16 protein-coding genes are annotated in these 24,169 nt (G+C 58.8%); 12 read left to right on the top strand and 4 right to left on the bottom strand.

Annotation, left to right across the window (positions count from 1 at the left end; all coding sequences use genetic code 11):
* Positions 1 to 19: 19 nt before the first annotated feature.
* Both QMZ18_RS32885 and QMZ18_RS32890 read left to right on the top strand, forming a co-directional pair.
* The gene (locus tag QMZ18_RS32885; protein ID WP_282610676.1) at positions 20 to 2,428 is read left to right on the top strand and encodes an MFS transporter; all 2,409 of its coding nucleotides are present in this window, start codon (positions 20 to 22) and stop codon (positions 2,426 to 2,428) included.
* Complete coding sequence (locus QMZ18_RS32890; protein WP_282610677.1) at positions 2,425 to 3,606, top strand: ABC transporter substrate binding protein; 1,182 nt, start codon at positions 2,425 to 2,427, stop codon at positions 3,604 to 3,606. The genes QMZ18_RS32885 and QMZ18_RS32890 overlap by 4 nt, the downstream gene beginning before the upstream one ends.
* 78 nt (positions 3,607 to 3,684) lie before the next feature.
* On the opposite strand, the gene QMZ18_RS32895 is transcribed toward QMZ18_RS32890, so the two are convergent.
* Together QMZ18_RS32895 and QMZ18_RS32900 are read right to left on the bottom strand one after the other, a co-directional pair.
* Entirely contained in the window at positions 3,685 to 6,114 is a 2,430-nt protein-coding gene (locus QMZ18_RS32895; protein WP_282610678.1) for an FAD-dependent oxidoreductase, read from the bottom strand.
* Positions 6,111 to 8,567, bottom strand: coding sequence for an FAD-dependent oxidoreductase (locus tag QMZ18_RS32900; protein ID WP_282610679.1), 2,457 nt, complete (start codon positions 8,565 to 8,567; stop codon positions 6,111 to 6,113). Before QMZ18_RS32900 ends, QMZ18_RS32895 begins: the two co-directional genes overlap by 4 nt.
* 145 nt (positions 8,568 to 8,712) lie before the next feature.
* Here QMZ18_RS32900 and QMZ18_RS32905 point away from each other — a divergent pair, with 145 nt between their 5' ends.
* Together QMZ18_RS32905 and QMZ18_RS32910 are read left to right on the top strand one after the other, a co-directional pair.
* The gene (locus QMZ18_RS32905) at positions 8,713 to 9,702 is read left to right on the top strand and encodes a LysR family transcriptional regulator (RefSeq protein WP_282610680.1); all 990 of its coding nucleotides are present in this window, start codon (positions 8,713 to 8,715) and stop codon (positions 9,700 to 9,702) included.
* Positions 9,699 to 10,463 carry a hypothetical protein gene (locus QMZ18_RS32910; protein ID WP_282610682.1) on the top strand — a complete coding sequence of 255 codons (765 nt, stop codon included), beginning with the start codon at positions 9,699 to 9,701 and terminating at the stop codon, positions 10,461 to 10,463. The genes QMZ18_RS32905 and QMZ18_RS32910 overlap by 4 nt, the downstream gene beginning before the upstream one ends.
* Here the strand turns inward: QMZ18_RS32910 and QMZ18_RS32915 are convergent.
* Positions 10,454 to 12,013: a trimethylamine methyltransferase family protein gene (locus QMZ18_RS32915; RefSeq protein ID WP_282610683.1), complete on the bottom strand. Its 1,560-nt coding sequence runs from the start codon at positions 12,011 to 12,013 to the stop codon at positions 10,454 to 10,456. The two genes, QMZ18_RS32910 and QMZ18_RS32915, sit on opposite strands and share 10 nt — an antisense overlap.
* A gap of 182 nt (positions 12,014 to 12,195) precedes the next feature.
* On the opposite strand from QMZ18_RS32915, the gene QMZ18_RS32920 reads away from it, so the two are divergent.
* A complete protein-coding gene (locus tag QMZ18_RS32920; protein WP_282610684.1) occupies positions 12,196 to 13,512 on the top strand; it encodes an aspartate aminotransferase family protein in 1,317 nt (438 codons plus the stop codon).
* A 10-nt stretch (positions 13,513 to 13,522) separates the two neighbouring features.
* On the opposite strand, the gene QMZ18_RS32925 is transcribed toward QMZ18_RS32920, so the two are convergent.
* The gene (locus tag QMZ18_RS32925; protein ID WP_282610685.1) at positions 13,523 to 14,368 is read right to left on the bottom strand and encodes a helix-turn-helix transcriptional regulator; all 846 of its coding nucleotides are present in this window, start codon (positions 14,366 to 14,368) and stop codon (positions 13,523 to 13,525) included.
* Between the two features lie 188 nt (positions 14,369 to 14,556).
* On the opposite strand from QMZ18_RS32925, the gene QMZ18_RS32930 reads away from it, so the two are divergent.
* The 7 genes from QMZ18_RS32930 to QMZ18_RS32960 all read left to right on the top strand — a co-directional run bounded on the left by QMZ18_RS32930 (position 14,557) and on the right by QMZ18_RS32960 (position 24,138).
* Positions 14,557 to 16,557, top strand: a complete 2,001-nt coding sequence (locus QMZ18_RS32930) for a CocE/NonD family hydrolase (RefSeq protein WP_282610686.1) — start codon at positions 14,557 to 14,559, stop codon at positions 16,555 to 16,557.
* On the top strand, positions 16,550 to 18,592 hold the full coding sequence (locus QMZ18_RS32935; RefSeq protein WP_282610687.1) for a CocE/NonD family hydrolase: 2,043 nt from the start codon (positions 16,550 to 16,552) through the stop codon (positions 18,590 to 18,592). Before QMZ18_RS32930 ends, QMZ18_RS32935 begins: the two co-directional genes overlap by 8 nt.
* Before the next feature lie 52 nt (positions 18,593 to 18,644).
* Positions 18,645 to 20,231, top strand: coding sequence for an ABC transporter substrate-binding protein (locus QMZ18_RS32940; RefSeq protein WP_282610688.1), 1,587 nt, complete (start codon positions 18,645 to 18,647; stop codon positions 20,229 to 20,231).
* 93 nt (positions 20,232 to 20,324) lie between these two features.
* A complete protein-coding gene (locus QMZ18_RS32945; protein ID WP_282610689.1) occupies positions 20,325 to 21,269 on the top strand; it encodes an ABC transporter permease in 945 nt (314 codons plus the stop codon).
* Between the two features lie 9 nt (positions 21,270 to 21,278).
* On the top strand, positions 21,279 to 22,163 hold the full coding sequence (locus tag QMZ18_RS32950) for an ABC transporter permease (protein ID WP_282610690.1): 885 nt from the start codon (positions 21,279 to 21,281) through the stop codon (positions 22,161 to 22,163).
* Positions 22,163 to 23,143 (top strand): ABC transporter ATP-binding protein, encoded by a 981-nt coding sequence (locus QMZ18_RS32955; RefSeq protein ID WP_282610691.1) that lies wholly within the window; start codon positions 22,163 to 22,165, stop codon positions 23,141 to 23,143. Before QMZ18_RS32950 ends, QMZ18_RS32955 begins: the two co-directional genes overlap by 1 nt.
* On the top strand, positions 23,140 to 24,138 hold the full coding sequence (locus QMZ18_RS32960; RefSeq protein ID WP_282610692.1) for an ABC transporter ATP-binding protein: 999 nt from the start codon (positions 23,140 to 23,142) through the stop codon (positions 24,136 to 24,138). The genes QMZ18_RS32955 and QMZ18_RS32960 overlap by 4 nt, the downstream gene beginning before the upstream one ends.
* The last annotated feature ends 31 nt before the right edge of the window (positions 24,139 to 24,169 follow it).

Genomic DNA, 24,169 nt, shown 5'->3' on the forward strand with positions numbered 1-24,169 from the left:
TGCGGATTGAGCCGGAGAAATGAAGCAAAGCACCACTTGGCATAGCTCGGCACTGGAGGGTCTGACGATGGCAATCGTCACCGGCCTTTCTTTGCTGTTGCTGATCTATGTCGGGACGGGGGAGGCCAAGCGCACCTTTTCCCATTTCCAGGTGGAGAAGCTCGCCGCGCAGGGCCGTAGCCTGCAAAACAAGATGGAACATTTCCTGCGCCCCGGTCTTCCGTTGAAGCAGTTCGTCGGCTTTCGTGCCAGCGCGGAAGCGCTCCTGACTTCAGATGCCACAATCTCTTCGATCGCCGCCTTCGACGCGCGCGGTCAGGTTGCCTTTGAACATGGCGCCGCCGCGGCCGAGCTCTTGGCCGACGCTGAGCCGCTTGGCCAGAACGAATCCAAAACTTTCACTGCCCGGCAGAGCGAAACGACGCTGCAGGTCATACTGCCGCTGCGCAACCGGTTTGAAACAGTTGGCAGCCTGACTTTGAGCATGCCGCTCTCGTTAGTCGAGGAGAGGGTGCAAAAAAGCTTCCAGCCGGTATTGATTGCGTCCGCCATTGCTGCCATCACTTTTGGGTTGTTCGTTGCCCTTCAGGCGCCGCAGTTGGCGGGCCGGCGACGAAGATGGATGCAGATCGTCTATGGACTGATTTTCACCAGCATATCGGCAATTGTGATTGCCACGCTGGTTTCTCTCTATTCAGACGGCGCTCAGGCAAAGACCAAAGGATTGGCAGATTCCCTGGGACAGCGCATCGGCAACGTCCTGCGTCTGAACCTGAACATCCTTGAGGTTAAAGGGCTCGAACGAGTCTTTCTCGATTTCAAACAGTTGCATCCGGACATCCGCTCGGCCGGACTGGTGATCGATGGTCAAGTCGGTATCCACACCGACGATGGTGCGGTCGGCAAGTCGTGGACGACCGAGGCGGGTGACTATGAATACACCGTTGACTTAGGTGTTTCCGCCGGCCGGTCAGTACATGTCGCGGTGGCAGTACCGAGTGATATCGTCGTGCGGCAAACAGCGCGCAGTGTGAAAAACTTTGCGGCCTTGTTCCTGGCGTCGGCCTTCATGGCTGGCATATTTCTGCAGTTTGCAGGCTCGGTCCAGATGGCGCAGCGCTCAAGGCAGGATGATGGAACGGAGACCAGCAGCACGCAGCAGCAGAGGGCTCTGCTGCTGGTCAAGCCCGTCTTTTTTGTCGCAGTTTTGTCGGAGCATCTGACCTACGCGTTTTTGCCGCAGCTGGTTCAGGCCGCAGCGCAGACCGCAGGTTTTTCCGAAGGCGCCGCGTCGATGGCGTTCACGACCTACTTTATCGCCTTTGCCTCCACCTTGATCCCCGCTGGCTTTTACGCGCAGCGCAAAAAAGACGCCCGCCCGCTGATGTATGCGGGCCTTGTCATCTCTGGTTCGGGACTGTTGACACTTGCTCTGATGCCGACATTTGAAGCGGTTCTTGTCGCGCGCACACTCTCCGGCTTGGGGCAGGGCATGCTGTTTATCGGCGTACAGTCCTACATCCTTGCGGCTGCTGCGCCATCGGAACGCACCAGAGGCGCCGGCATTATCGTATTCGGGTTCCAGGGCGGTATGATCTCGGGGATGGCCATCGGTTCTCTGCTGGTGACCCAGCTTGGTACTCAGGGTGTGTTCTTCGTGGCGAGTGCCGTTGCGCTGACCATGACCGTTTACACTTTCGCAGCGGTTCCGAAGGTTAAGTCGACCGCGTCGCTCGACGAAACGGGCCGCGGTCTTCGAAGTGTTTTCGCCGATATCTCGGATGTGATTCGGAACTTGGAATTTTTGCGCACGATCACGCTGATCGGTATTCCGGCAAAAGCGGTGCTCACCGGTGTCATCATCTTTGCTCTGCCTCTCCTTATGCAGGCCGCCGGCTACCGGCAGGAGGACATCGGTCAGGTCTTGATGATCTACGCCGTCGCAGTGGTGGTTTGCAGCGCATATATTTCCAGAAGCGTCGATCGCTCGGGCCAAACCCGCTCGGTCCTCGTTTTTGGCGCACTCCTGTCCGGCGTTGGGATGGTGATCATCGGTTTGACTTCGAGTCAATCGCTCGCCTTCCTGCCTTCCAGTCCAATGGTTTCAACCATTTTGCTGGTCGTCGGTGCTGCTACGACCGGGGCGGCGCACGGCCTGATCAATGCACCTGTCGTCACACACGTTGTGGATTCTCCGATCTCGCAGCAGATCGGCGAGGCGCCGGCAGCCGCCGCTTATCGCTTTTTGGAGCGCGTCGGCCATGTCACGGGTCCGCTGCTGATCGGACAGCTCTTCGCGTTCTACGGCCAGAGTCCAATGGTTATTCTTTATATCGGCATCGTCGTTGCCGTGTTCGGTTTGTTTTTCGCGGTTCGGTTTACACCGATCGACAATCGCGTTGGCGAAAGAGAGGAATCTTCACAATGAATGCTGTACAGCATCTTCCCCGCATCGTGGCGTCTTGCCTGTTTGCCGTTTGCCTGACCCTTTTTGCAGGGCAGCCCGCAGTTTCAGCGGAACCGGCGTATGCCAACTGGTTCCGCTACGAAACGGAACAGGAGGCGCACTGGAAATTCAATGAAGTACCTGGCGATGAAAATCAGCTGGTGATCACGCGAACCGATGGTGTCGGCCCGGTCCGCAAGCTCTTCGTGCTCTATCCGAAGCCTTCTTCTGCCTACAAGGTCGCTATCTCGAAGATCCTGTCGGTCTTTGCGAACAAAGGCGTCAATGCCGAGATCACCGTCTATAACTACAAAGGCGATGAGCAGCGCGGCATGGATGCCATCAAGCTGGCCGAGCAGAGCGAGAGTGAACTGATCTTCTCCATGGGCTCCCGTTCCACGGCTTTCCTCTGGGACACCTACAAGGGCGGCGCAATCCCCGTCATATCCGTTTGCTCGAAGGATCCTGTGCTTCTGGGGCAGGCCGAGGCCTATGATCAGGGATCGGGCACAAACTTCGCCTTTACCTCGCTCAACATGCCGGTCGAGGTGCAGATGGCGTACATCGTCGACTTCATGCCGGACCTACGCAATTTCTCCATTCTGGTCGACAGCCGCAACATCAGTGCCGTTGAAACCCAGGCCAATCCCATGGCCGAGTTGGCCCGGGAAAAAGGCATCAGTGTTCAGATGATTTCTGTCGAGGACCCGGCGAATGCAGCGGCTGAACTCGAGGGTTTGGTTTCTTCTGCCGTGACGACGATGCGCAAGTCGGACCCACTGCTGGAACGCAGCCTGTTCTGGATCACCGGCAGCACCGCCGTGTTCCGTGAAATCGAGACGATCAACGCCAACTCAGACCGTGTTCCGGTCCTGAGTGTCGTGCCGGAAGTCGTTGCCGAGGGCCCCGACAGTGCTGTGATGTCGATCGGCATCAGCTTTGAGAGCAATGCCCACTTAGCAAGCCTCTACGCCCACAGTGTCCTGCAGCGTACGGCCAACATCGGTGATCTCGATGTCGGTATCGTGTCGCCTCCGGACATCGCCATCAACTTCCTGAAGGCGCGGGAAATCGGTTTGGAGATTCCCTTTAGCTTCATCGAAAGTGCCAGCTTTATCTACGGCTACGACGGTGAAGCCGTGCGCAGCACAGGCGGCTGACCCGCTCTAGGCCCTGCCTCGGCAGGTCGAAGAATACACCGGCATCGGTCCATACATCGGACCGGTGCCGGTTTCGTTTTAAACGGGTGCAGCCGTTCCACGCAGCTTCAGGTTCTCAGGGTCGTAGGGTGCTTTGGATAGTCTCCGGGCCGGATAACGCTGCCCGCAAATCTCGACAGATAAGTCGTGAATCTTTTCGGGCTGGCCGGTATCGATGTAGGCCAGAGCCAGACTCTTGGCGGTCCGGTGTCCATATGCGCCGGATGTGACCAGTCCGCAGACGCGGTCCCGGTCAAAGAGCGGATGCAGTGCAAAGGCATCCACCTGACGGGTATCGATTTCGATAAGCTGTAGTGACATTTCAATCGCCCGTGTTTTGATGGCGTCGCATCCGGTAAAGGTTCGCCCGTCGAATTTCACGAACCGATCGAGGCCGGCTTCGAACGGCGAGCGTTCGGTCGAAAGATCCATCCCCCAGGCGGGATAGCCTTTTTCGAGCCGCAGGGAATTGATTGCGAAGGCACCGAAGGGGCTAATGCCGAACTCGCGTCCTGCCGTCAAGAGGCTGCGGTAAATTTTGTGTAAAACGCCTTTGTCCGCGTGCAGTTCCCAGCCGGTTTCGCCGACGTAGGAAACCCTGATTGCGAGTACCCTGAGACCATTAACGTCAATCTCCTGCGCACTCAGCCACGGAAAGTCATCGGCGGAAAGGTCGCTGCCGGTGAGACTTTGAAGTACCTCAGGCGCACTTGGTCCCATCAAGGCGATGACGCCCTTGCTTTCCGTGATGTCAGCTATCCCAACACCCTCGTGCGACACGCCGATCCGGCGGAGCAGATCGTGATCCTGCCGGCGCGCCGCAGCCGCCGATGTCAGATAAAAACGGTCTTTGGACAGCCGGACCACTGTGAATTCAGATGCGACCCCGCCGCTCTTTGTAAGGGAGTGAATGAGGCCGACCCGGCCGTTGATCCTTGGCGCACTATTGGCTCCGAGCTGCGCCATGAATTGCGATGCCTGGGGACCGGAGATCTCGAACTTCGAAAAGACCGACATATCCGCGATGCCGACCCGCTGCGATACGGTTGCGCATTCACTGGCGACGGCGTCGAACCAGTTGGCGCGACCAAAGCCGAGTGTGGACTGGCGAGCGTCTCCTGCGGGCGCAAACCAGTTGGGACGTTCCCAGCCGTAGGCTTGGCCGAAAACGGCGCCGGCGGCATCCATTTCGTCGTGGATCGCAGAAGTCAGGCGGGGCCGTCCGGCTTCGCGCTCTTCAAAAGGAAAATGTATGGCGAATTGATTGCCGAAGCTCTCGATTGCCTTGTCAATCCTGTAACTGCGATCAGCAAAGGCGCCGAAGCGGCGCGGGTCGAGGGCAAGGGCGTCCATCGGTGCTTCGCCGCCGACGATCCATTCGGCAAGAAATTTACCGGCGCCGCCTCCTTCCATCACGCCCATACTGGAGCCGGTGAGCAGCCAGCAGTTATCGAGCCCGAAGGCGGGTCCGATCAGTGGGTTGGCATCTGGTGTGAAAGTGATCGGCCCGTTGACGACAGTCTTGATGCCGCCTTCGGCGAGGACCGGTATCCGCTCCATCGCAGCGGTCACGATGTGTTCGACATCATCGAGAGCGGACGGCAGCAGTTCCATCCCGAACTCCGGCGGAACCTGATCGACAGACCAGGGCTTTCCGGTTTTCTCGTAAGGCCCAATGATCAGACCATCGCGCTCCTGCCGCACGTACCAGCTTTCCTCCGGATCGCGGATGATCGGCAGTTCCTGCTCCAGAGCGGCGACGGCTTCGATGCGGTCGGTTACCAGGTACTGATGAAGGATTGGAACGACCGGAAGCTCAAGTCCCGCCATACATCCGATCTCGTAGGCCCAGGTTCCAGCCGCCATGACGATGTGTTCGGCGTCGAATTCGCCTTTGTCGGTGCTTACCCGCCATTCGCCTGATGACCTTCGCGCGAGACCGGTCACCAGTGTGTGCCGCAGGATCCGCGCGCCATTATTACGAGCCCCTTGGGCCATGGCGTGTGTGGCTTGCGAAGGATCCACGTGACCGTCGAGCGGTTCGTGAATGGCGCCGACGATCCCGTCCAGTTCGACCAGAGGGTAGATGTCCTTTAACTCGCTCGGCGAGAGGAGATTGAAGTCGAAGCCGGAGTACTTGCCAATGCCCTTGACGTGCCGGAACTCATCCATGCGATCCTTCGAGCGCGTGATCCGCAGAGCGCCGGTCTGGTGGAAACTCACAGGGCTTCCGGTCTCTTGTTCCAGCTCGCCCGAGTAAAGCCGCACCGAATGGGCACGCAGGGCCTGAATGGTGAGATTATGGGCGAAGTGAGTGCAAAGACCGGCAGCGTGCCAGGTCGAGCCGGCGGTCAGTTCGTTCTTTTCGATCAACAGCACGTCCCGCCAGCCGAGCTTGGCGAGATGGTAAAGCGCGGAGACACCCATGGCGCCACCGCCGATAATAATCACGCGCGCCTGTTGGGTCATGAGCCATTTTCTTTCGTCGTGCCGCGCATGCGGCTGCCGTTTGGATCGTAAGGTGACCTGGCAAGAAGCCGAAGGGGGTGGCGCTTACCTGCGATCGAAACTTCGAAGCTGCTCGCAGAAAGCGCGTCCAGGGTTTCGCCTTTCTCCAGCGCGAGGTAGCCCATGCAGAGCGACAGGCCTGTGCGGAAACCCCGTGCCCCCGAGGTGGTATGCCCCGCAAGTTTTCCGTCACGGAACAGAGGTTCGTCATGCAGCAGAAGCGGGTGGCCGTCCTCGACGGCGAACTGTAACAGCTGCCGTTCGATGCCCGTTTCGCGCTGCCGTTCAAGCACGCTGCGGCCAATAAAATTATCGGGTTTTTTCCATGAGACCGAAAAGCCGAGACCGGCTTCCAGCGGTGTGTCTTCAGGGCCGATATCATGACCCCAGTGGGGAAAGCCCTTCTCCATGCGACAACTGTCGACGGCATGCAGACCCATTGGACGCAGGCCAAGCGGCTGGCCTATATGAAGGAGGTGCTCCGCGAATGCAGCAGCTTCGTTCCATGGCAGATAAAGCTCCCAGCCGAATTCACCGATAAAGCTCAACCGGGTGGCTCTCAGCCTCGTGTTGCCGAGCATGTACTGGGCTGATGCACCGAAGGCCAAAGCGAGGGCACCCGGATCGCCACCGGCAGCAGACCAGATCTCCGGTGCCTTCGGGCCCATCAGGCCGAGCACGGCATGGGAACGGGTCTTGTCGTGGACGATGACCGGGGTCAGGTGCCGTTCCAGCCAGGCGAGGTCCCGGCGCCTGGAGGGCGCGGCACCAACCAGGAGAAATCGATCTTCAGCGAGCCGTGTGACCGTCGCGTCGGCTTCGATCCCGCCTCGTTGGTTGAGTAACTGTGTGTAGACGCTATGACCCGCTGCAACATCCATGTCGGCTGAACAGACCTGCTGAATATTTGCGAGGGCTGCGGAACCCGAGATGCTGAACTTGGAAAAGGGGCTGAGGTCGATCAGAACCGCGGCGTCGCGGGCTGCGAGACACTCTTGCTGTGCTGCCGGCCACCAGGTTTGATCGCCATAACTGTATCGTTCCTCATTGACGCGGGAACCAGCGGTAAACCAAAGCGGACGTTCCCAGCCTGCGGGCGAACCGAAGGTGGCACCTGCATGGCGCCAGACCTCGTCGCAGGGGAGGCGGCGAAGACCTCGTCCCGTCTTCATGCGCTTGTAAGGCCAATGCATCTCAAACTGACTGGCGACCGCTTCCTGTGTTCTGGAAGTAAGGAATTTTGAATCCGACATGTCGGATTCAAATCGGGTGATATCGACATCGGCAAGATCCATTGGCGGACTGCCGTCGAGGACCCAATCGGCCATGACCTTGCCGGCACCGGCTGAGGAGACGATGCCGATGGAGTTGAATCCGGCGGCTACGAAGTAGTTCCGGCATTCCGGTGCTTCACCCATGATTTGTTTCGTATCAGGGGTGAAGCTCTCGGGCCCATTCATGAAGTGCTGAATGCCGCTGTCGTTAAGGGCAGGAATGCGGTTTAGGCCCGCCAGCATGAAAGGCTCGAACTGATCCCAGTCCTGTGGAAGCTCGAGGAAGGGCACATTGCCACTCTCAGCCTCGACGTCGAACAGCTTGGCGTTGAGCTCGAACCCGCCTAGGACGAGGCGTCCGGCGTCCTCCTTGATGTAGATGCGGGCGTCGAGATCGCGGACGATGGGGCAGGGCCGGGGTAGATCGGAGATGGGTTCGGTCACCACATACATATGCTCCACCGCCTGCAGCGGAATGGCGACCCCTGTACTGGCACCCAGTTCGTGCGCCCAGGCACCTGCACAGTTGATCACGGTCTTGCAGCGAATGTTCCTGCCATCCGCGAGCGCCACTGAATGCACAGCGTCGCCACGTGTGTTCACGGTCTCAACCGGTGTGTTTTCGAAAATACGCACGCCAGCCTGACGCGCAGCCCTAGCGTAGGCCATGCAGACATCGACCGGGTTTGCCTGTCCGTCCTCTTCGACCCAGAGGCCGCCCGCAAGATCCCCGGTCTCAAGCAGAGGCAGCCTTTCCTGAACCGCGGCCCTGTCCAATATTCTCGTCTCGAGCCCGGCCAGGAGTCCCATGTCAGCGGTGCGCTTCAATTCGGTCATGCGGTCGGTGGTCTGCGCCAGCCAGAGGCCGCCCGTACGCTTGTAACCCGTTGATTGCCCGGTTTCGCGCTCCAACCGCGCGAAAAGGTCAATGGCGTAGACCGACAGTCGGGTCAGGTTCATGTTCGCCCGCAGAGGACCTATGATCCCGGCGGCGTGCCACGAAGTTCCGCTGGTCAGTTGATGCCGTTCGAGCAGAATTACATCCTGCGCCCCGCGCCAACCGAGATGGCAAGCCACAGACAGGCCAATGACACCGCCTCCGATGATGACGATTTCGGCGCTTTCTGGAACGCTAGCCATGGATTTCCCGGGTTGTGAATCTGAGTCGCACAATAGAAGGACGGGATGTGCTTGCGACGCAATGGGATGCATCCAAAATAAGAATAACTTATGATGGTTTCTCAAGGTCAATCATCCGACAATTCGGGATGAGGAAAGCAATGCGATGAGGCGCTCGAGCTTCGATTTCAATCTGATGCGTGCGCTGGAGGTCTTTGCGGCGATCGTCGAGACACGCAACATCACCAAGGCCGCGCAGATGCTCGGCATAACTCAGTCCGCGGCCTCCCAACACCTCGGGTCGCTGGAACGCGCCTTTGCGACCAAACTGATAGACCGCTATGCCCGGCCGATCGAACTCACCAAGTCGGGGGTGGTATTGCATGGCAAAACCGGGCTTATCCTCAGTGAAGTCGAAGATTTGCGTTCCAAAATGCGCCGGGTGGAGAGTGCGCCGGTGCCTTATTTGCGGGTTGGGATGCTGGCCTCGATCGCCACCACACTCATGCCGGTTGTGACGGAGTTCGCCAAGCGGCAAGCCATTCCGGAAGTCGCCTGTTTCGCGGGTCTGGCCAGTGATCACACCGACCTGCTGCGCAACCGGCGCGCCGATATGGTGGTGACGTCCGATGCGCTCTACGACACCAGCGGGCTCGAACGCTTTCATATTATGAGCGAGGCTTTTCTGCTGATCACGCCTCGCGGATTTACCGGCCCAAAGGATGATTTGGCGGAATTGGCTCAGCAGCTACCGCTTGCTCGCTTTTCCGACTCAACCCCGGTCGGACGGCGGATCGACCAGCACCTGCGGCGCCTGCGTCTCGATCTGGTGCGTGTGATGCAGGCAGACCGGGCCAGCATGGTGACGGCTGCCGTTCATGCCGGCCATGCCTTTGCCATCATGAGTCCGACACTGCTGCTCGATGCGGTGCAGGAAGGCATGAAGCTGGAGATCTCGCCTTTGCCCGTGGTCGGATTCCGGCGGGAAATCACTGTGGTCAGCCGGGCCCGTGAGCTCGGCGATCTCCCTGAACGTATGGCGGTTTCAATTGCCGAGAGGCTGCAGCAGACAATCGGTGACTTGGGGGCACTCTGTGCCGAAGCGTCTGACTTTGGCGAGGCGGGCCCGATGGATAAATCAGAGGCAATCTTATGAGCCATCCGATCGTAGCGCTTTGGGCCCATCCGCGTTCCATGTCGACCGCGACCGAGCGGATCATGCGCGAGCGCGGTGACTGCGAAGTGTTCCACGAACCCTTTCTGGCAGACTACTACCTTCATCGGTCGGTCCGGCCGTTGCCGATGCTGGACGAAGAAAAGACCGCACCGATGGACTATAACGACGTGCGTTCAATGCTGTTGGAGGCAGCCGACGCCGGGCCCGTATTCTTCAAGGACATGAGTTACTATGTGGTGCCACGGATCTTTGAGGATGAGGCTTTTGCGCACCGGCTGTGCAATGTCTTTTTGGTTCGCGACCCACGACGGTCGATCGCTTCCTACTATAAACTCGATCCCCAACTGTCGCTGACAGAAATTGGAATTGAGGCCCAGTGGCGGCAATTTTGCTTCCTGCGAGACGCGCTCGGCGCCCAGCCGCTTGTGATTGAAGCGGAGGCGGTTTCCGAAAACCCGAAGAGCGTTATCGGCCGGCTTTGGGAATTTGCTGATCTGCCTTTCAAGAAAGAAGCTTTCGAATGGCGGACCAGCGACGTGCCTGAAGGCTGGCAGCATGTCGAGGGCTGGCACGCGGATGTTCTCTCCTCCAGCGGTATCCGTAAGGATGCATCTGATCCGGACGCGGTATTCGAGGCCGCGGCGGCAAAGGCACCACATCTCAAGGATTTCCTGGAGCATCATTGGGGCTTCTATGAACGCTTAAAGGCCCAAGCTGGAACATACTCCGTTCAGGCGTAGCTGAGATCCGGTGCCTCGGATTTCCGCCGGGTTATGTAGTCTTCCAGTGCCTCGTCAATGGCGGGATCGAGCTGTGGTTGCTGGTAGTCCTGCAGCAGCTTCTTCCAGCGTTTGTTTGCGCGTGCCGCTGCGTCCTTGCTGCCATCCGAGACCCATTGTTCGTAGGAGTTGGCATCGGCGTTCTGCGGATAAAAAAAGGCAGTCTGAAAGTTTGCGTGGGTGTGGCTGCTGCCAAGAAAATGCGAACCGGGCCCGACCTCCTGGATGGCGTCCAGAGCCTGGGCCTTTTCCGACAGATCGAGACCCTGGGCGAAAGCAGCGACCTTTCCGCAGATGTCGGCATCCATGACCGCTTTTTCGAAACCGTGGACCAGGCCGCCCTCTAGCCAACCGCCTGCGTGATTGATGAAGTTGGCGCCTGCCATCACCGACATCATCAGCCCCCAGGTACCTTCCTCCATGGCCTGGCCGTCCGGAACTTTCGAAGACGTCAGAGCGCCCACCGTATGGAATGGGACGCCGAGACGGCGGGCGAGCTGCCCCGCCGCCAAAACAAGATGGGCACTTTCAGGAGAGCCGAAAGTCGGTGCGCCGGACTGCATGGAGATGGTGCTGGCGAAGGAGCCGAAGAGGCAGGGCGCGCCGGGACTAACTAACTGTGCTAGGGCGAGGCCGGCCTGGGCTTCGGCAAGAACCTGCGCAAGGGTGCCTGCCGCCGTACAGGGACTCATGGCACCGGCGAGCGTCCAGGGTGTGACCGCCACAGCCTGATTGTTGCGCGCGTAGACCTTTAAGGCGCCGGTCATGGCGCTGTCCCAAACCAGTGGCGCGTTGGAGTTGCTGACCGCATAGAGGCACGCGTTGTTGGCGACGAAATCCTCTCCGAAGACGATCTTGGCCATGTTGACCGAATCCTGCGCGCGCTCGGCACCGATGAGTGCGCCAAACACGGCCCGGTCGGAATAGCGGAAATGGCTGGCCAGCATATCCAGGTGACGCTTGTTGGCGGGCAGGTCCACCGGCTCGCAGATCACACCGCCGGAATGGTGGTACTCAGGCAGCATGTGGCAGATTTTGATCAGCTTGCGGAAATCCTCGATGGTGCCATAGCGCCGTCCCTCGTCGAGATCGTGGATGAAGGGCGGCCCCCAACCCGGTGCAAGTACGGTGTTGCTGCCGCCCAGGATGATCGTGTTTTCCGAATTGCGCGCATGCTGTTTGAACTGAGCCGGCGCAGAGGTCGCGATGATGCTGCGGCAATGGCCTGGCTCGAAACGCACGAGTTCGCCGGAAACATCGGCGCCTGCATTTCGAAAAAGTTCCAGAATCTCCGGATCGTCGCGAAACTCGACGCCGATGTCCTTCAAGATCAGGTCGGCGTTGTGCTCGATCAGCTCAAGCCCTTCTTCCGAAAGGATATCGAAGGTGGAGATCTTACGTTGGATATAGGGGGCCCGTACGGAGGAAGCTTGCAAGCGGCTTGCCCTGCGAGCCTGGCGCCCGCCGCCTGTTCGCCCTCGTGATCCACCTCTTGATTGGCGGCTCGTCATGTTCGGCTCATCCGGTTCATGAGGATGATGCTACGCCTGAATGGATTGCCGAGCCATAGCCCGGCCTCTTCCTAATGGCGTGCCCCAGGTTTTACTGATGCTTGGGTGGCTAAGGTGTCATTGCGGCTCCAGGGCGGATAGATTGACTGCCGACAAAGGGATTTCTACGAGGAGTTAATGGGATGTCGCTTGCGCCAGAGATCGATTGGTCGACCGAGAGCGTCCTGGCACGCCGAGAGGCGCATTACGCCGCATCGCAACGGTCGTTCATGCCCTATAAGACGCCGCTGATCTTCAAGCGAGGGCAGGGACAGTACCTTTGGGATGAGCAGGATAATAAGTACACAGACCTGCTGGGTATGAACGTCTGTATCAGCGTGGGGCATGCTCACCCGGGGGTGACGCAGGCGGTCTGCGAACAGGCAGCCAATCTTGCTCACTGCACCGCCATGTTCTGTCATCCAACGCCTGCGCACCTGGCGGAGGAGTTGGCGGCGACCATGCCTGCGGGTCACGACTGGGTGGTGCATTTTACGAATTCCGGCGCCGAGGCTATCGATCTCGCCCTGATGATGGCGCGGGCCGCGACCGCAAACGTCGATTTTCTGGCTCTACGCAGCGGTTACCACGGTGCTACCTTTGGTGCCCAGTCACTCACCGGCATCGCGGCTTTTCGGCACAACGTTCCGCTGCTGGGTGGCATTCATCACGTTGCCGAACCGAACCAGTACCGTGGCATCTTCGGACCCGGCAGCGAGCCCTATCTGGATGAAATCGATCGCACGATAACCGGGGCGACCAATGGCCATCTTGCCGGCATGATCATCGAACCGGTGCAGGGTTACGGCGGCATCGTCGAGATGCCCGAGGGTTACATCGCAGGTGCGGCCGAGCGGGTCCGCGCGCATGGCGGACTGCTGGTGATCGATGAAGTGCAGTCAGGTTTCGCCCGGACAGGTGATGGCTTCTGGGCGTTCGAGGCTCATGGCGTGGTGCCGGACGTCGTGGTTGCGGCCAAGGGGATCGGAAACGGTTATCCGCTGGCCGCCGTGATCGCGCGGCGCGAGGTCGCCGATGCGATCGGCGATAAATTCTGCTTTCACACTTACGGCGGAAATCCGGTTTCCTGTGCGGCAGGACGGGCGGTGCTTCAGGCGATTTCAGAGGAAAAACTGCAGGAGAATGCCGGAAAGGTCGGGAACGGGTTACTCGAAATCCTTCGGGACCTCCAACAGCGATACGAAGTGATCGGCGACGTCCGCGGACGCGGCCTGATGCTGGCGATCGAACTTGTGAAGGACCGTCACTCCAAGGCGCCGGCGCCTGAGGAAACGGTCCGCGTTTTTGAGGCCTCTCGAAAACAAGGTCTCATACTCTCCAAATCCGGGCCACACCGGTCTGTCCTGAGAATGGTGCCGCCTCTGTGCTTGTCGGAAGACGATCTGCCGATGGTCGCCGAAGCGCTGGAAGCGAGCTTTGCACAGGCCGATCTAACTTAAGGTCAGCGCCTCAACGGTTCGGCGGTGGTCCCAGCTGCCCGCTCTGAGGTTCCAGGTCGTAATGCAGGTGCTCGTTGGGGAAGGGTTTGTCACCCAGGATTTGCACGACCCGCGGGTCTAGGGCGGCAGAGTAGGTGGGGAGAATGCCCAGGGCCTTGAGCGCCGAGCGGTGGTCCACGCTGCGTCCCAGGTACTTCCAAACTGTGCGTGAAACGTAAGGGTTCCGGTGTTTGCTCGAGAGACCAAAAGTCACACCGCGCAACAAGGTCAGTTCGCTGCGCCCGGCCGGATGAAGCACCGTCTCGACGATGGCGTCCTGTGCCAGGGTCTGGAATTCGACGACGAAGATGCGGTTACCGAGGATCGAGACGTAACCGGTGTACTTTGAAAGATACACGGTGTCGTCTGCGGGATCCTTGCTGCGCTCGATCGTCTTGGTCAGGATCATGCCGTCCTGTTCGTAGAGGCAGACCAGAGAGCGTAGGATGTGACCTTCCCAACTGAAGGAATGGAAGTGCGCCATGTAGTAGCCGAGGTAGCGGCTGAGGCTGCGGCGGTCCCCTGGAAAAGCTTTTTTCAGCAGGCGGTTTGCATGTGGCTCGCGGGCCTTACCCCTGCCGTCCGCGCGGAACTGAAGACGGCTGGCGAATTCGTTGTGCGAAAGGTACAGCTCCGCCGGCGGCAATTCGAAATAATCGCAGATCCGCTGAAGATTAAAGGCGGAGGGTTTCGAGGCGCCGCTCAGGTATTTGTTGAACTGTTGCCGGTTGATATCGATGGCCCGACAGACCTCGGATACCGATTTTTCAAAGCTGCAGAGCAGCCTGAGATTCTGGGATAAATCGATCTGTTGCACTTTAGCCGCCCCCTTGCAGATCGGCAGAATAGCGTATTTTCTTCAAAATTCGCACTGAAATTTATGCGACTTGAAGCTTTAAACGCATAAACTCGCGCCAAGTGACGCAGACTGGCGCAATTGAGCGCCTCCGAGATGTCTGACAGCTTCGAGTCCAGCAAAACGAATGGATCGGCTGAATTGGCGTCATGGCACCATCTGATCAAGGCTTTCGGATTCTGGAAAACGAGTGGATTACGCTCAGCGATGGCGTGCGGCTCGCTGCGCGCATCTGGCTGCCCGATGAAAGCTCCCAAAAGCCCGTCCCCGCGATACTGGAATATCTTCCCTACAAAAAGCGTGGCGGTACAGATGCGCGCGACGACGAAACCTATGCCTACTTCGCGCGCCATGGCTACGCGGGGGTTCGGGTCGACATCCGCGGCAACGGCGAATCCGAAGGGCAGATGGAAGACGAATACACCGCCACGGAACTCAAAGACGGTGTTGCAGTCATCGATTGGATCGCCCGCCAGGATTGGTGCGACGCCAATGTCGGGATGATCGGTATTTCCTGGGGCGGTTTCAACGGATTGCAGATTGCAGCCCTGCGGCCGCCTGCGTTGAAGGCCATCGTTACCGTTTGCTCGACCGATGACCGCTATGCGGACGATATCCACTTCATGGGCGGGTGCCTGCTCAATGACAATCTGACCTGGTCGCAGCAGATGCTGAATTACTCCTCCCGCCCGCCGGATCCGGAACTGGTTGGCGACGGCTGGAAGACGCTGTGGCTGGAGCGGCTGGAGGAACTGCCTTTCCTTGCGGCGAATTGGCTGAAGCATCCACGCCGCGACGACTTCTGGAAACATGGTTCGGTATGTGAAGATTTCGCCGCGATCGAAGCAGCGGTACTGGCCGTCGGCGGTTGGCACGACGCCTACAGCAACGCAATACCGCGTCTGCTGTCGGGCTTGAGCGCGCCGGCCAAGGGCATTATCGGGCCGTGGGAACATCGCTATCCGCATATCGCGAAGGTTGGGCAAGCGATCGATTTTCTGGCGGAATGTGTGCGGTGGTGGGATCGTTGGCTGAAGGGCATCGAAAACGGTGCAGACGACGGCCCGGCGCTCAGAGCTTACCTGCTTGAGTCTGCGCCACCGAGCTCTCGGATCGGCACGCGCGTCGGCATTTGGGTGGCGGAAGAGAACTGGCCGCCGGTGGAGCGCGCACCCAAAGCCTATTTCCTAATGCGAAACGGACTGGTTGATCATCCGCCCGATCCGGAATCGATCCCAATCTCGACGCCACAGGATCTGGGGCTTCAAAGCGGAAACTTCTGTCCCGGGATGCGGGTCGACGACGAGTTGCCCGGAGATCAGTGTCAGGATGACGAGAAGTCGGTCGTCTTCGACAGTGCCCCGCTGTCTGAAAAACTCGCCATCCTTGGCGCACCGGAGATTGCCTTTACCTTCTCTTGCGACAATCCCAATGCAATGATCGTTGCGCGCCTCTGCGACGTTGCTCCGGATGGCAGCAGTACGCGGGTTTCTCTCGCGCCGATGAATCTGACCCATATGCATTCCCATGAGACACCCGAGGCGCTTGTTCCCGGTAAGACCTACAGAGCCCGGATTAAGATGGCCGACGCCGGTTACATTTTTGCGAAAGGACATCGCGTACGACTTGCTTTGTCCAACGGGTATTGGCCATTGATCTGGCCGAGTGCCGAGACGACGAACGTGAACCTGATTGTCGGCGAAAGCTCTCTGACCCTGCCCGTGAGAGCCTCAGACGACAGCGCGACGGTGCCGTTCGACGCGCCGAATAAACCGCCGAAGGGCGCTTTCGAAATTCTGCGGGATGGCAGTAACCGAAAGGACATCGACTACAGCAAGGACGGTACTGTCACCTTCGAACTCTTTGACGATCTCGGTCATATGCGGAGCCGTTCAAGCGGGTTGGAGACGGCCAGCACGGTTCGCCACAGCTATCGGATCAATCCGGACGATCCTCTTTCGGCGGAAGTCGAGGCGGCGTGGACCTTCGAGACACGGCGCGGGAACTGGCAGGTCAATACACGCTCATCGAGCGCCATGACCTGTGATGAAACCCATTTTCACCTCTCGGCTCAACTGGAAGCCTTCGAGAACGGCGAAACCCTGTTCAAAAGAAGTTGGCAGGAAAGCATTGAGCGCGATCATGTCTGAAGCAGCTCTCGAGCAAGATACAACGGACTTTCCGGTGCTCAACGACATCGAGATCATTGAGCATGTCTGGATTGAGATGTCCGACGGCGTTCGTCTGTCCGCGAAGATCTGGTTGCCGAAGAATGCAGTTGCTCAGCCGGTTCCCGCCATTCTGGAGTTCATTCCCTATCGCAAACGGGACTCGGTGGCGATCCGGGATCATCGGAATCATGCCTGGTTCGCCGCGCGCGGTTACGCCTGCATCCGCCCTGATATGCGCGGGCACGGTGATTCCGAAGGTATCATGCTCGACGAATATCTGCCGCGCGAACAAGACGACGCTGTCGAGGTGATTGAGTGGATTGCCAAGCAGCCCTGGTGCAGCGGCTCCGTCGGTATGATGGGGCTCTCCTGGGGCGGCATCGCGAGCCTTCAGGCCGCGACCAGACAGCCGGCTGCGCTCAAGGCAATCATACCGGTCGGATCGTCGGTCGATCGCTACTACGATGACGGTGCTTATCTCGTCGGTGGTTACCCCGGTCAGGGGTTGGGATGGGGTGGGGTGATGTTCGGTTACTGCATCCGCCCGCCGGACCCCGACGTGGTTGGTGAAGAATGGCGCGATATCTGGTTGGCGCGCCTGGAGCAGACACCGATGTTTGCGGAAAAATGGCTGCAGCACCAGCTGCGCGACGAAACCTGGGTTCAGGGCTCGGTTTGTGAGCAGTATGACCGGATTCAGGTGCCGGTACTGGGTGTGAGCGGCTGGAATGATTGCTGGCCGAATACGATGAACCGGCTGCTTGAAAATGTTACTGCACCCTGTCACGCGGTTTCCGGCCCCTGGGGACATGTCTATCCAAACCTTGGCGGACCTGGGCCGTCGGCAGGTTTTTTGCAGCTTGCCCTCGAATGGTGGGACCACTGGCTGAAGGGAATCGAGAATGGGGCCGCGGACCGGCCATCGCTGCTCGCCTTTATTCAAGACAGTCATGTGCCGGACCCCAACCCAAGCGATCGCCCGGGCCGCTGGGTCGGTGAGAGATGTTGGCCGTCACCCAATATCGATTCCAGCGATTATTTTCTCTCGCAGGGCCGTCTGTCGGAGAGGGACGAGTTATCAACCGGATCGATCGATGTATGCTCGCCCGTGACGACCGGCCTTACCACAGGCGAGTACATGCCGATCACCGCTGTTGCGGAGTTACCTCAAGATCAACGCAGCGACGATGCCTGCTCGGTCTGCTTCGATACGGAACCGCTGGTTCATCCGCTCGAGCTTCTTGGCACGCCGCGGCTGCACCTGCGGCTGACCAGCGACATGCCTTTCGGCCTTGTTGCCGCACGACTTTGTGATGTCGCGCCAGACGGCAGTTCGACTCTCATCAGTTACGGCGTTCTCAACCTGAAACTCCGCGATGGCCGCGAACAGGTTGCCGACGTTATTCCTGGCGACGCGTTGGATGTGGCCGTTCGGCTGAACGATACGGGTTGGCGCCTGTTAGCAGGACACCGTTTGCGGCTCGCGCTCTCGAACCAGCTTTGGCCCATGGCCTGGCCCTTATCCGCTTTGCCGACTTTGAGTGTCGATCTGGCAAGCACCAGGCTTACGCTTCCGATCAGGCGGAGTGATGCGGGTGGCGAGACCGATTTTCCGTTTGATGAGCCTTTGGCGGCAGATCCGCCACCGCACCAAGTGCTTCGTAAAGGGTCGGGCAGCCGCCAGATCCATAGGGACGTCGAGACTGGCGAAGTTGTTTACAACGTTGAAAGCGATGGCGGAGAAATCCACTTTGAAAATACCGGCCTGAGCTACGGTGCATACAATGCCCAACGCTACATCATCACCGGAGGCAATCCTTTATCGGCGCGCGCGGAGTACCGGGCGGATTTTTCTTTCGCGCGCGACGACTGGTGTGTGAGCACCGAGAGCGAACTCACCGTAACTTGCGACGCTGTCCATTTTTTCCTGAAGGGACGTATCGCCGCTGTTGAGGACGGAACCCGCATCTTTGAGCGGGATTGGGACGTGAAGATACCAAGAGTGGTCTACTGAAACGAACCGCTCTGAAAACGCAATCAAGCCAAAAAAGACTACGGAGGAAATCATGAGCAAAGTAAACATTGAATGGACCAAGATGCCGATACCGAGGCGGCGTTTTTTGCAGGGCGCTTCCGCGTTGGGGCTGGCCGCAGGCGCTGGCGCAGGCTTTCCGATCTCGGCCTGGGCCGAGGGCTCGACCCTGAAATCACGCACCTACGCCGACATGCGTTCGCTCGACCCGGCGTTCAGCCAGGGGGTTGTGGACGAAGAAATTCATGCCCCGATCTATTCGAAACTGATCCAGTACAAGCCTGGGCGTGAATGGGGATGGCAGTTGGATGCCGCGGCGTCAGTTGAACAGGTTGACGAAACCCATATCAAATTTTCCCTGCGCGATGACATGGGCTTTACCAATGGTTTTGGCGCGATGACCGCAGAGGATGTTAAATATTCCTTTGAACGCATCATCGACGATGACCTGAAATCAACCAACAAACCGGACTGGGGACCGCTCGATCATGTCGAAGTGACCGGCGAACGCGAGGGCGTGATCGTTCTCAAGAATGCCTTTCAGCCGCTGTGGTCGATCACCCTGCCTTACATCACCGGTAATATCGTCTCCAAGAAAGCCTTCGAGGAAGCCGGCGGAAAAATCGAAACCAGCGCAGTTGCAGCCTCGGGACCTTATATGCACAAATCCTGGGAGCCGAAGCAGAAGACGACGCTGGTGCGTAATCCGGATTGGAAGGGCGAAAAGGCCGCCTTCGACGAGATCCAGATTTTCCACATTGACGATGAAAAGACCGCTGAAATCGCATTCGAGGCCGGGGAACTGGATTTCACCCGCGTGTCGCTTGCTTCTCTCGACCGGCTCAAATCCAGTCCGCCGGAAGATTCGACGGTCGATGAGTTTCCGTCGCTCTACTATGCCTGGGTCGGCATGAACGTGGAAAACGACAAGCTCAAAAACAAGAAACTGCGTCAGGCCATCCAGCATGTCATCGACGTGCCCTCGATCATGGAGGCGGCATACTTCGGCGTGGCCAAGCCTTCGACGGGGATCATCGCGCCGGGCCTTGCCGGACATCGTGAAGCCAGTCTGGTGCCGGCCGCGCAGGATCTTGCAAAAGCTCAGGAACTTCTGGATGAATCCGGCGCCGCAGGAACCAAACTCGCGATCGATGTGCTGAACAAGCAGGCCAACGTAACCGCTGCCCAGATCATTCAGGCCAATCTCTCGCAGATCGGTATCGAACTTGAAGTGCGTCTGCATGAGGGTGCGACCTTCTGGACGCTCGGCGACAAGTCGGCAGGCGACCAATGGAAGAACGTCGAACTGCTGCTGAACCGTTTCTCGATGACACCTGATCCCTACTACGCGACGGCCTGGTTCACATGTGAGCAGGTTGGTGTCTGGAACTGGGAACGCATCTGCATCGACGAATTCGACAAGCTGCACGAGGCTGCCCAGGCGGAAGGCGATGCCGGCAAGCGGGATGCGATGTACCGCCGGGCCCAGGACCTTATGGAAGAAACCGGTGCATACAAGTTCCTCACTCATGAGGCGACACCGGTAATCTATCGTAACTCCGTCAAACCGGCTCTGCGTCCCGATGGCCTGCCGCTGCTGCGGTATTTCGCCAAAGCCTGATGTTGTCCTGACCAGGAAGGCGTTCGGCACGATCTATTTCTTGCTGAACGCCATTCCCGAACCGGTTCATCCGCTTGAGGAAGGCTCGATGCCATGCTGAAATATGTTGGCAAGCGACTGGCTCTGGCAGCGGTGATCGCTGCCTTATCAGTCACCTTGCTGTTCATCATTATTCATCTGATCCCCGGTGATCCGGCCCGGACCATGTTGGGCCCGCGCGCGACGCCGGAACTGATCGCCGACCTGCAGCTCCGCATGGGGCTCGACCAGCCCCTGCCGGTGCAGATTTTGATCTTTTTCGGCAACATGCTGAGCGGAGATCTCGGCATGGATATGTTTTCGAACCGGCCGGTCGCAACCATCGTTTTCGAACAGCTGCCCCATACGCTGGCACTGATCTTTGCCTCGATCATCTGGTCGGCGGTTCTGGGGATCTTCCTCGGGTGTTTTTCGGCGGTGCGTCGCAATTCTCTGGCCGACCGGCTTACGGGCGTTCTGGCTGTCAGTTTCATTGCCGCACCCGCCTTCGTCATCGCGCTCTATTCTCTGCTTTTCTTTGCCGTTGAGCTGAGATGGTTTCCAGCGATCGGGGCCGGCGAACCCGGCGATATCGGCGATCAATTGTGGCATCTCGTACTGCCGAGTTTTGCGATCGGCCTATCGTGGGTCGGCTACATCGCCCGGCTGGTGCGGGCCTCAATGCTGGAGATCATGGGCGAAGGGCATATCCGCACCGCGCGGGCCTTTGGGCTTCCGGAAAAATGGATCACCTATCGCTATGCACTCAGACTGGCGATCCTGCCGACCATCACCGTGATCGGCGTGGGAATGGGATTCCTGCTGTCGGCGGCCGTATTTGCCGAAATTGTCTTCGCAAGACCGGGCCTCGGAAAACTGGTGATCGATTCCATAACCACACGGAACTATCCGGTGGTCATGGGCTCCGTCCTGGTCAGTACGATCCTGTTCGTTGCTTCCACGACGCTTTCCGACATCGTCAATGCGCTGCTTGATCCGCGCATTCGGCAATCTTCGTAGGACAAGGCCATGGCAATAACCGAAACCAAAAGCGACAGCTTCAAGACTCGCGGCGAATTTGCTGAAGTTCTGCATCACCTGGTTCGAGATCCCTTAGGTCTGACCGGCCTGATCATCGTATCGCTGATCTTCACCGCGGCCATCTTTGCCGATTGGATCGTGCCTTATGACCCGATCGCCCTGAACATCAAGGACCGCATGCAGGGACCATCGATGAACCATCTGATGGGAACCGATCAGCTGGGCCGCGATACACTTTCCCGAGTTATCATGGGCGGGCGCATTGCGCTCCAGGTTGCCTTGCCGACGATTGGCGGTGCCATCACCATCGGCGTGTTGTTGGGCATGATTGCGGGATTCGGACCGCGCTGGCTGGATAATCTGATCATCCTGTTCTTTGACACCGTGCGTTCGTTTCCGACAGTCATGTTCGCCCTGGCCGTCGTGGCACTGGTCGGACCGAGCCTCACCACCGTGATCTTCGTTATCATGATGACCTCGATCCCAACATACGGCCGGGTCGTGCGCACGCAGACGCTCACGTTGCGCAACAGCGAATTCATTCTGGCCGAACGTTCCATGGGCGCGTCCGTAGGCCGCATTCTCGCGGTCCATATCCTGCCAAACGTGCTCGGCCCTCTGGCGGTCCTTGCCGCCATGGACATCCCGACCGTTGTCGGGTTGGAAGCAGGTCTGTCGTTCCTGGGTATGGGCGTGAAACCGCCAACCCCGTCTTGGGGGTCGATCCTCAACGATGGTTACTCGCTTATCCGCAACACGCCCTGGATCATCATTGCGGGCGGCGTTCCGCTGATCCTGACCACGTTAGGATTCACTTTCCTGGGTGAGGCCTTGCGTGATGTGGTGGATCCTAAACTCCGGGGGCGTAGGTGATGACTGCCGACATTCTAAAGATCACCGATCTATCGATTCACTACGACACGCCGCGCGGAGCGTTGAAAGCGTTGCGCCACGTCAACGTCTCGGTTCCCAGAGGCAAAATCGTTGGTGTCGTGGGAGAAAGCGGTTGCGGCAAATCGACATTGATCTCGACGATCATCCGCCTGTTGGCAAATAACGCCAAGGTCGCTTCGGGCAGCATCGTATTCGATGACCAGGATCTATTGGCTTTGTCGGAGACGCAGATGCGCGGCCTACGCGGCACCGATATTTCCATGGTGTTTCAGGATCCGATGCAGACCCATAATCCGGTGCTGACCATCGGGCGCCAGATGACCGACATTCAGTACCGCGACAAATCGACGACGGCCGAAAAACGCAATCGTGCGGCCGACATGCTGGCACTGGTCGGTATTCCCGATCCAGTGCAAAGGCTCGATCAATTCCCTCACGAATTTTCCGGAGGTATGCGCCAGCGTATTGCGATTGCCATGGCCCTGATGGCGCGACCTAAATTGCTGATAGCAGATGAGCCGACAACAGCACTGGACGCCACCTTGGAAGTTCAGATCATCAAGCGGCTGCACGAGTTGCAGGCGGAAATCGGTTGCTCCATCCTCTTTATCTCTCATCATCTCGGTGTCATCGCCGAACTCTGCGAAGAGGTTGTTGTGATGTACGCGGGAGAGGTGGTGGAGCAGGGCAGCGTGCGTGACGTTTTCCACAGCCCGAGCCACCCTTACACCAAAGCGCTTCTGGATTGCGATCCCGGCCACATCAAGGAAAAGACCCGGAGCTTGCCGACAATTCCGGGCGAGATTCCCGATCTGGTAAACCTGCCTGCGGGTTGTGCGTTTGCACCCCGCTGTTCACAGGTTTTCGACGCGTGCCGATCCAATCGGCCGGCATGGAATGAATGCAAACCCGGTCACCATGCGCTCTGTCATCTCGCCGAAACGGAGACAGTATCATGACGGCACTTCTCGAGGTCAAAGACGTAAAGGTCCGCTTCGGCAGCGGGCAGGGGCTGTTGGGGCGCCTTGGGTTTTCCAGCGGTGGTTCCATAGAAGCCGTGGCAGGTATTTCCTTTTCTCTTCAGGAGGGCGAGACCTATGGAATCGTCGGCGAGTCGGGTTCGGGCAAGACGACGCTGGCACGCGCGATCGGCGGGCTTCATCATGCTCAGGAAGGTTCGATCCTGTTCCAGGGTGCGGATCTGCGCGGCCTGGCTGAGGCGCAGTTCCGCGGGTTCCGCAAGGATATCGCGATGATGTTCCAGGATCCGATCGGCTCACTCAGCCCGCGTCTGACCATCAAGTCACTCTTGACCGAACCATACCGGATCCAGGGCCTGAAGGATCGCGATCTCGAGGCAGAAGCCAAGCGGCTGTTAGCCATGGTGGGATTGCCCGCAGACTTTGCCGGACGTTTTCCCCATCAGCTTTCCGGCGGTCAGGCACGCCGTATTGGCGTTGCGCGTGCGTTGGCACTCGATCCTAAGCTGATCCTTGCGGACGAGCCAACCGCGGGATTGGACGTCTCCGTACAGGGTGAATTGCTCAATCTGCTGGCCCGCCTTCAGGACAAGCTCGGTCTGTCGATCATTATTATTACCCACAATCTGAATGTGGTCCGGCATATCACCGACCGGATGGGCATCATGTATCTTGGCCGCTTCGTGGAAGAAGGTCGGACGGACGACATTTTTGCCCAACCGCAACACCCCTACACGCTGGCCCTGCTGGCAGCCAATCCTGAGCCTGATCCCGATGCCCAACTGGCCCGGATCGAGTTAAAGGGTGAGCCGCCGAGCCTGATCCAGCGGCCGCTCGCGTGCGAATTTCACCCGCGCTGTCCTTTTGTGCGCGACAACTGCAGAACCGGCGCCCCGCCGGGATGGCAGTCTTCGTCCGAGGTTCATTCCCACCGCTGTCACTGGCCGGCGGATTGGCAGAACGCGGAAGCTTGATGTTATAGTCCGCATTTCCTTCACCTGCCGG

Origin of the sequence: Pelagibius sp. Alg239-R121, assembly GCF_947331435.1 — a bacterium.
Classification (GTDB): Bacteria; Pseudomonadota; Alphaproteobacteria; order Kiloniellales; family Kiloniellaceae; genus Denitrobaculum.

What these genes read in the sequence shown, in the direction of transcription:
- QMZ18_RS32955 (WP_282610691.1), top strand. Translation starts at nt 22,163, where the DNA reads ATGACTGCCGACATTCTAAAGATCACCGATCTATCGATTCACTACGAC.
- QMZ18_RS32885 (WP_282610676.1), top strand. Translation starts at nt 20, where the DNA reads ATGAAGCAAAGCACCACTTGGCATAGCTCGGCACTGGAGGGTCTGACG.
- QMZ18_RS32895 (WP_282610678.1), bottom strand. Translation starts at nt 6,114, where the DNA reads ATGACCCAACAGGCGCGCGTGATTATTATCGGCGGTGGCGCCATGGGT.
- QMZ18_RS32940 (WP_282610688.1), top strand. Translation starts at nt 18,645, where the DNA reads ATGAGCAAAGTAAACATTGAATGGACCAAGATGCCGATACCGAGGCGG.
- QMZ18_RS32915 (WP_282610683.1), bottom strand. Translation starts at nt 12,013, where the DNA reads ATGACGAGCCGCCAATCAAGAGGTGGATCACGAGGGCGAACAGGCGGC.
- QMZ18_RS32945 (WP_282610689.1), top strand. Translation starts at nt 20,325, where the DNA reads ATGCTGAAATATGTTGGCAAGCGACTGGCTCTGGCAGCGGTGATCGCT.
- QMZ18_RS32920 (WP_282610684.1), top strand. Translation starts at nt 12,196, where the DNA reads ATGTCGCTTGCGCCAGAGATCGATTGGTCGACCGAGAGCGTCCTGGCA.
- QMZ18_RS32935 (WP_282610687.1), top strand. Translation starts at nt 16,550, where the DNA reads ATGTCTGAAGCAGCTCTCGAGCAAGATACAACGGACTTTCCGGTGCTC.
- QMZ18_RS32905 (WP_282610680.1), top strand. Translation starts at nt 8,713, where the DNA reads ATGAGGCGCTCGAGCTTCGATTTCAATCTGATGCGTGCGCTGGAGGTC.
- QMZ18_RS32900 (WP_282610679.1), bottom strand. Translation starts at nt 8,567, where the DNA reads ATGGCTAGCGTTCCAGAAAGCGCCGAAATCGTCATCATCGGAGGCGGT.
- QMZ18_RS32960 (WP_282610692.1), top strand. Translation starts at nt 23,140, where the DNA reads ATGACGGCACTTCTCGAGGTCAAAGACGTAAAGGTCCGCTTCGGCAGC.
- QMZ18_RS32950 (WP_282610690.1), top strand. Translation starts at nt 21,279, where the DNA reads ATGGCAATAACCGAAACCAAAAGCGACAGCTTCAAGACTCGCGGCGAA.
- QMZ18_RS32930 (WP_282610686.1), top strand. Translation starts at nt 14,557, where the DNA reads ATGGCACCATCTGATCAAGGCTTTCGGATTCTGGAAAACGAGTGGATT.
- QMZ18_RS32910 (WP_282610682.1), top strand. Translation starts at nt 9,699, where the DNA reads ATGAGCCATCCGATCGTAGCGCTTTGGGCCCATCCGCGTTCCATGTCG.
- QMZ18_RS32890 (WP_282610677.1), top strand. Translation starts at nt 2,425, where the DNA reads ATGAATGCTGTACAGCATCTTCCCCGCATCGTGGCGTCTTGCCTGTTT.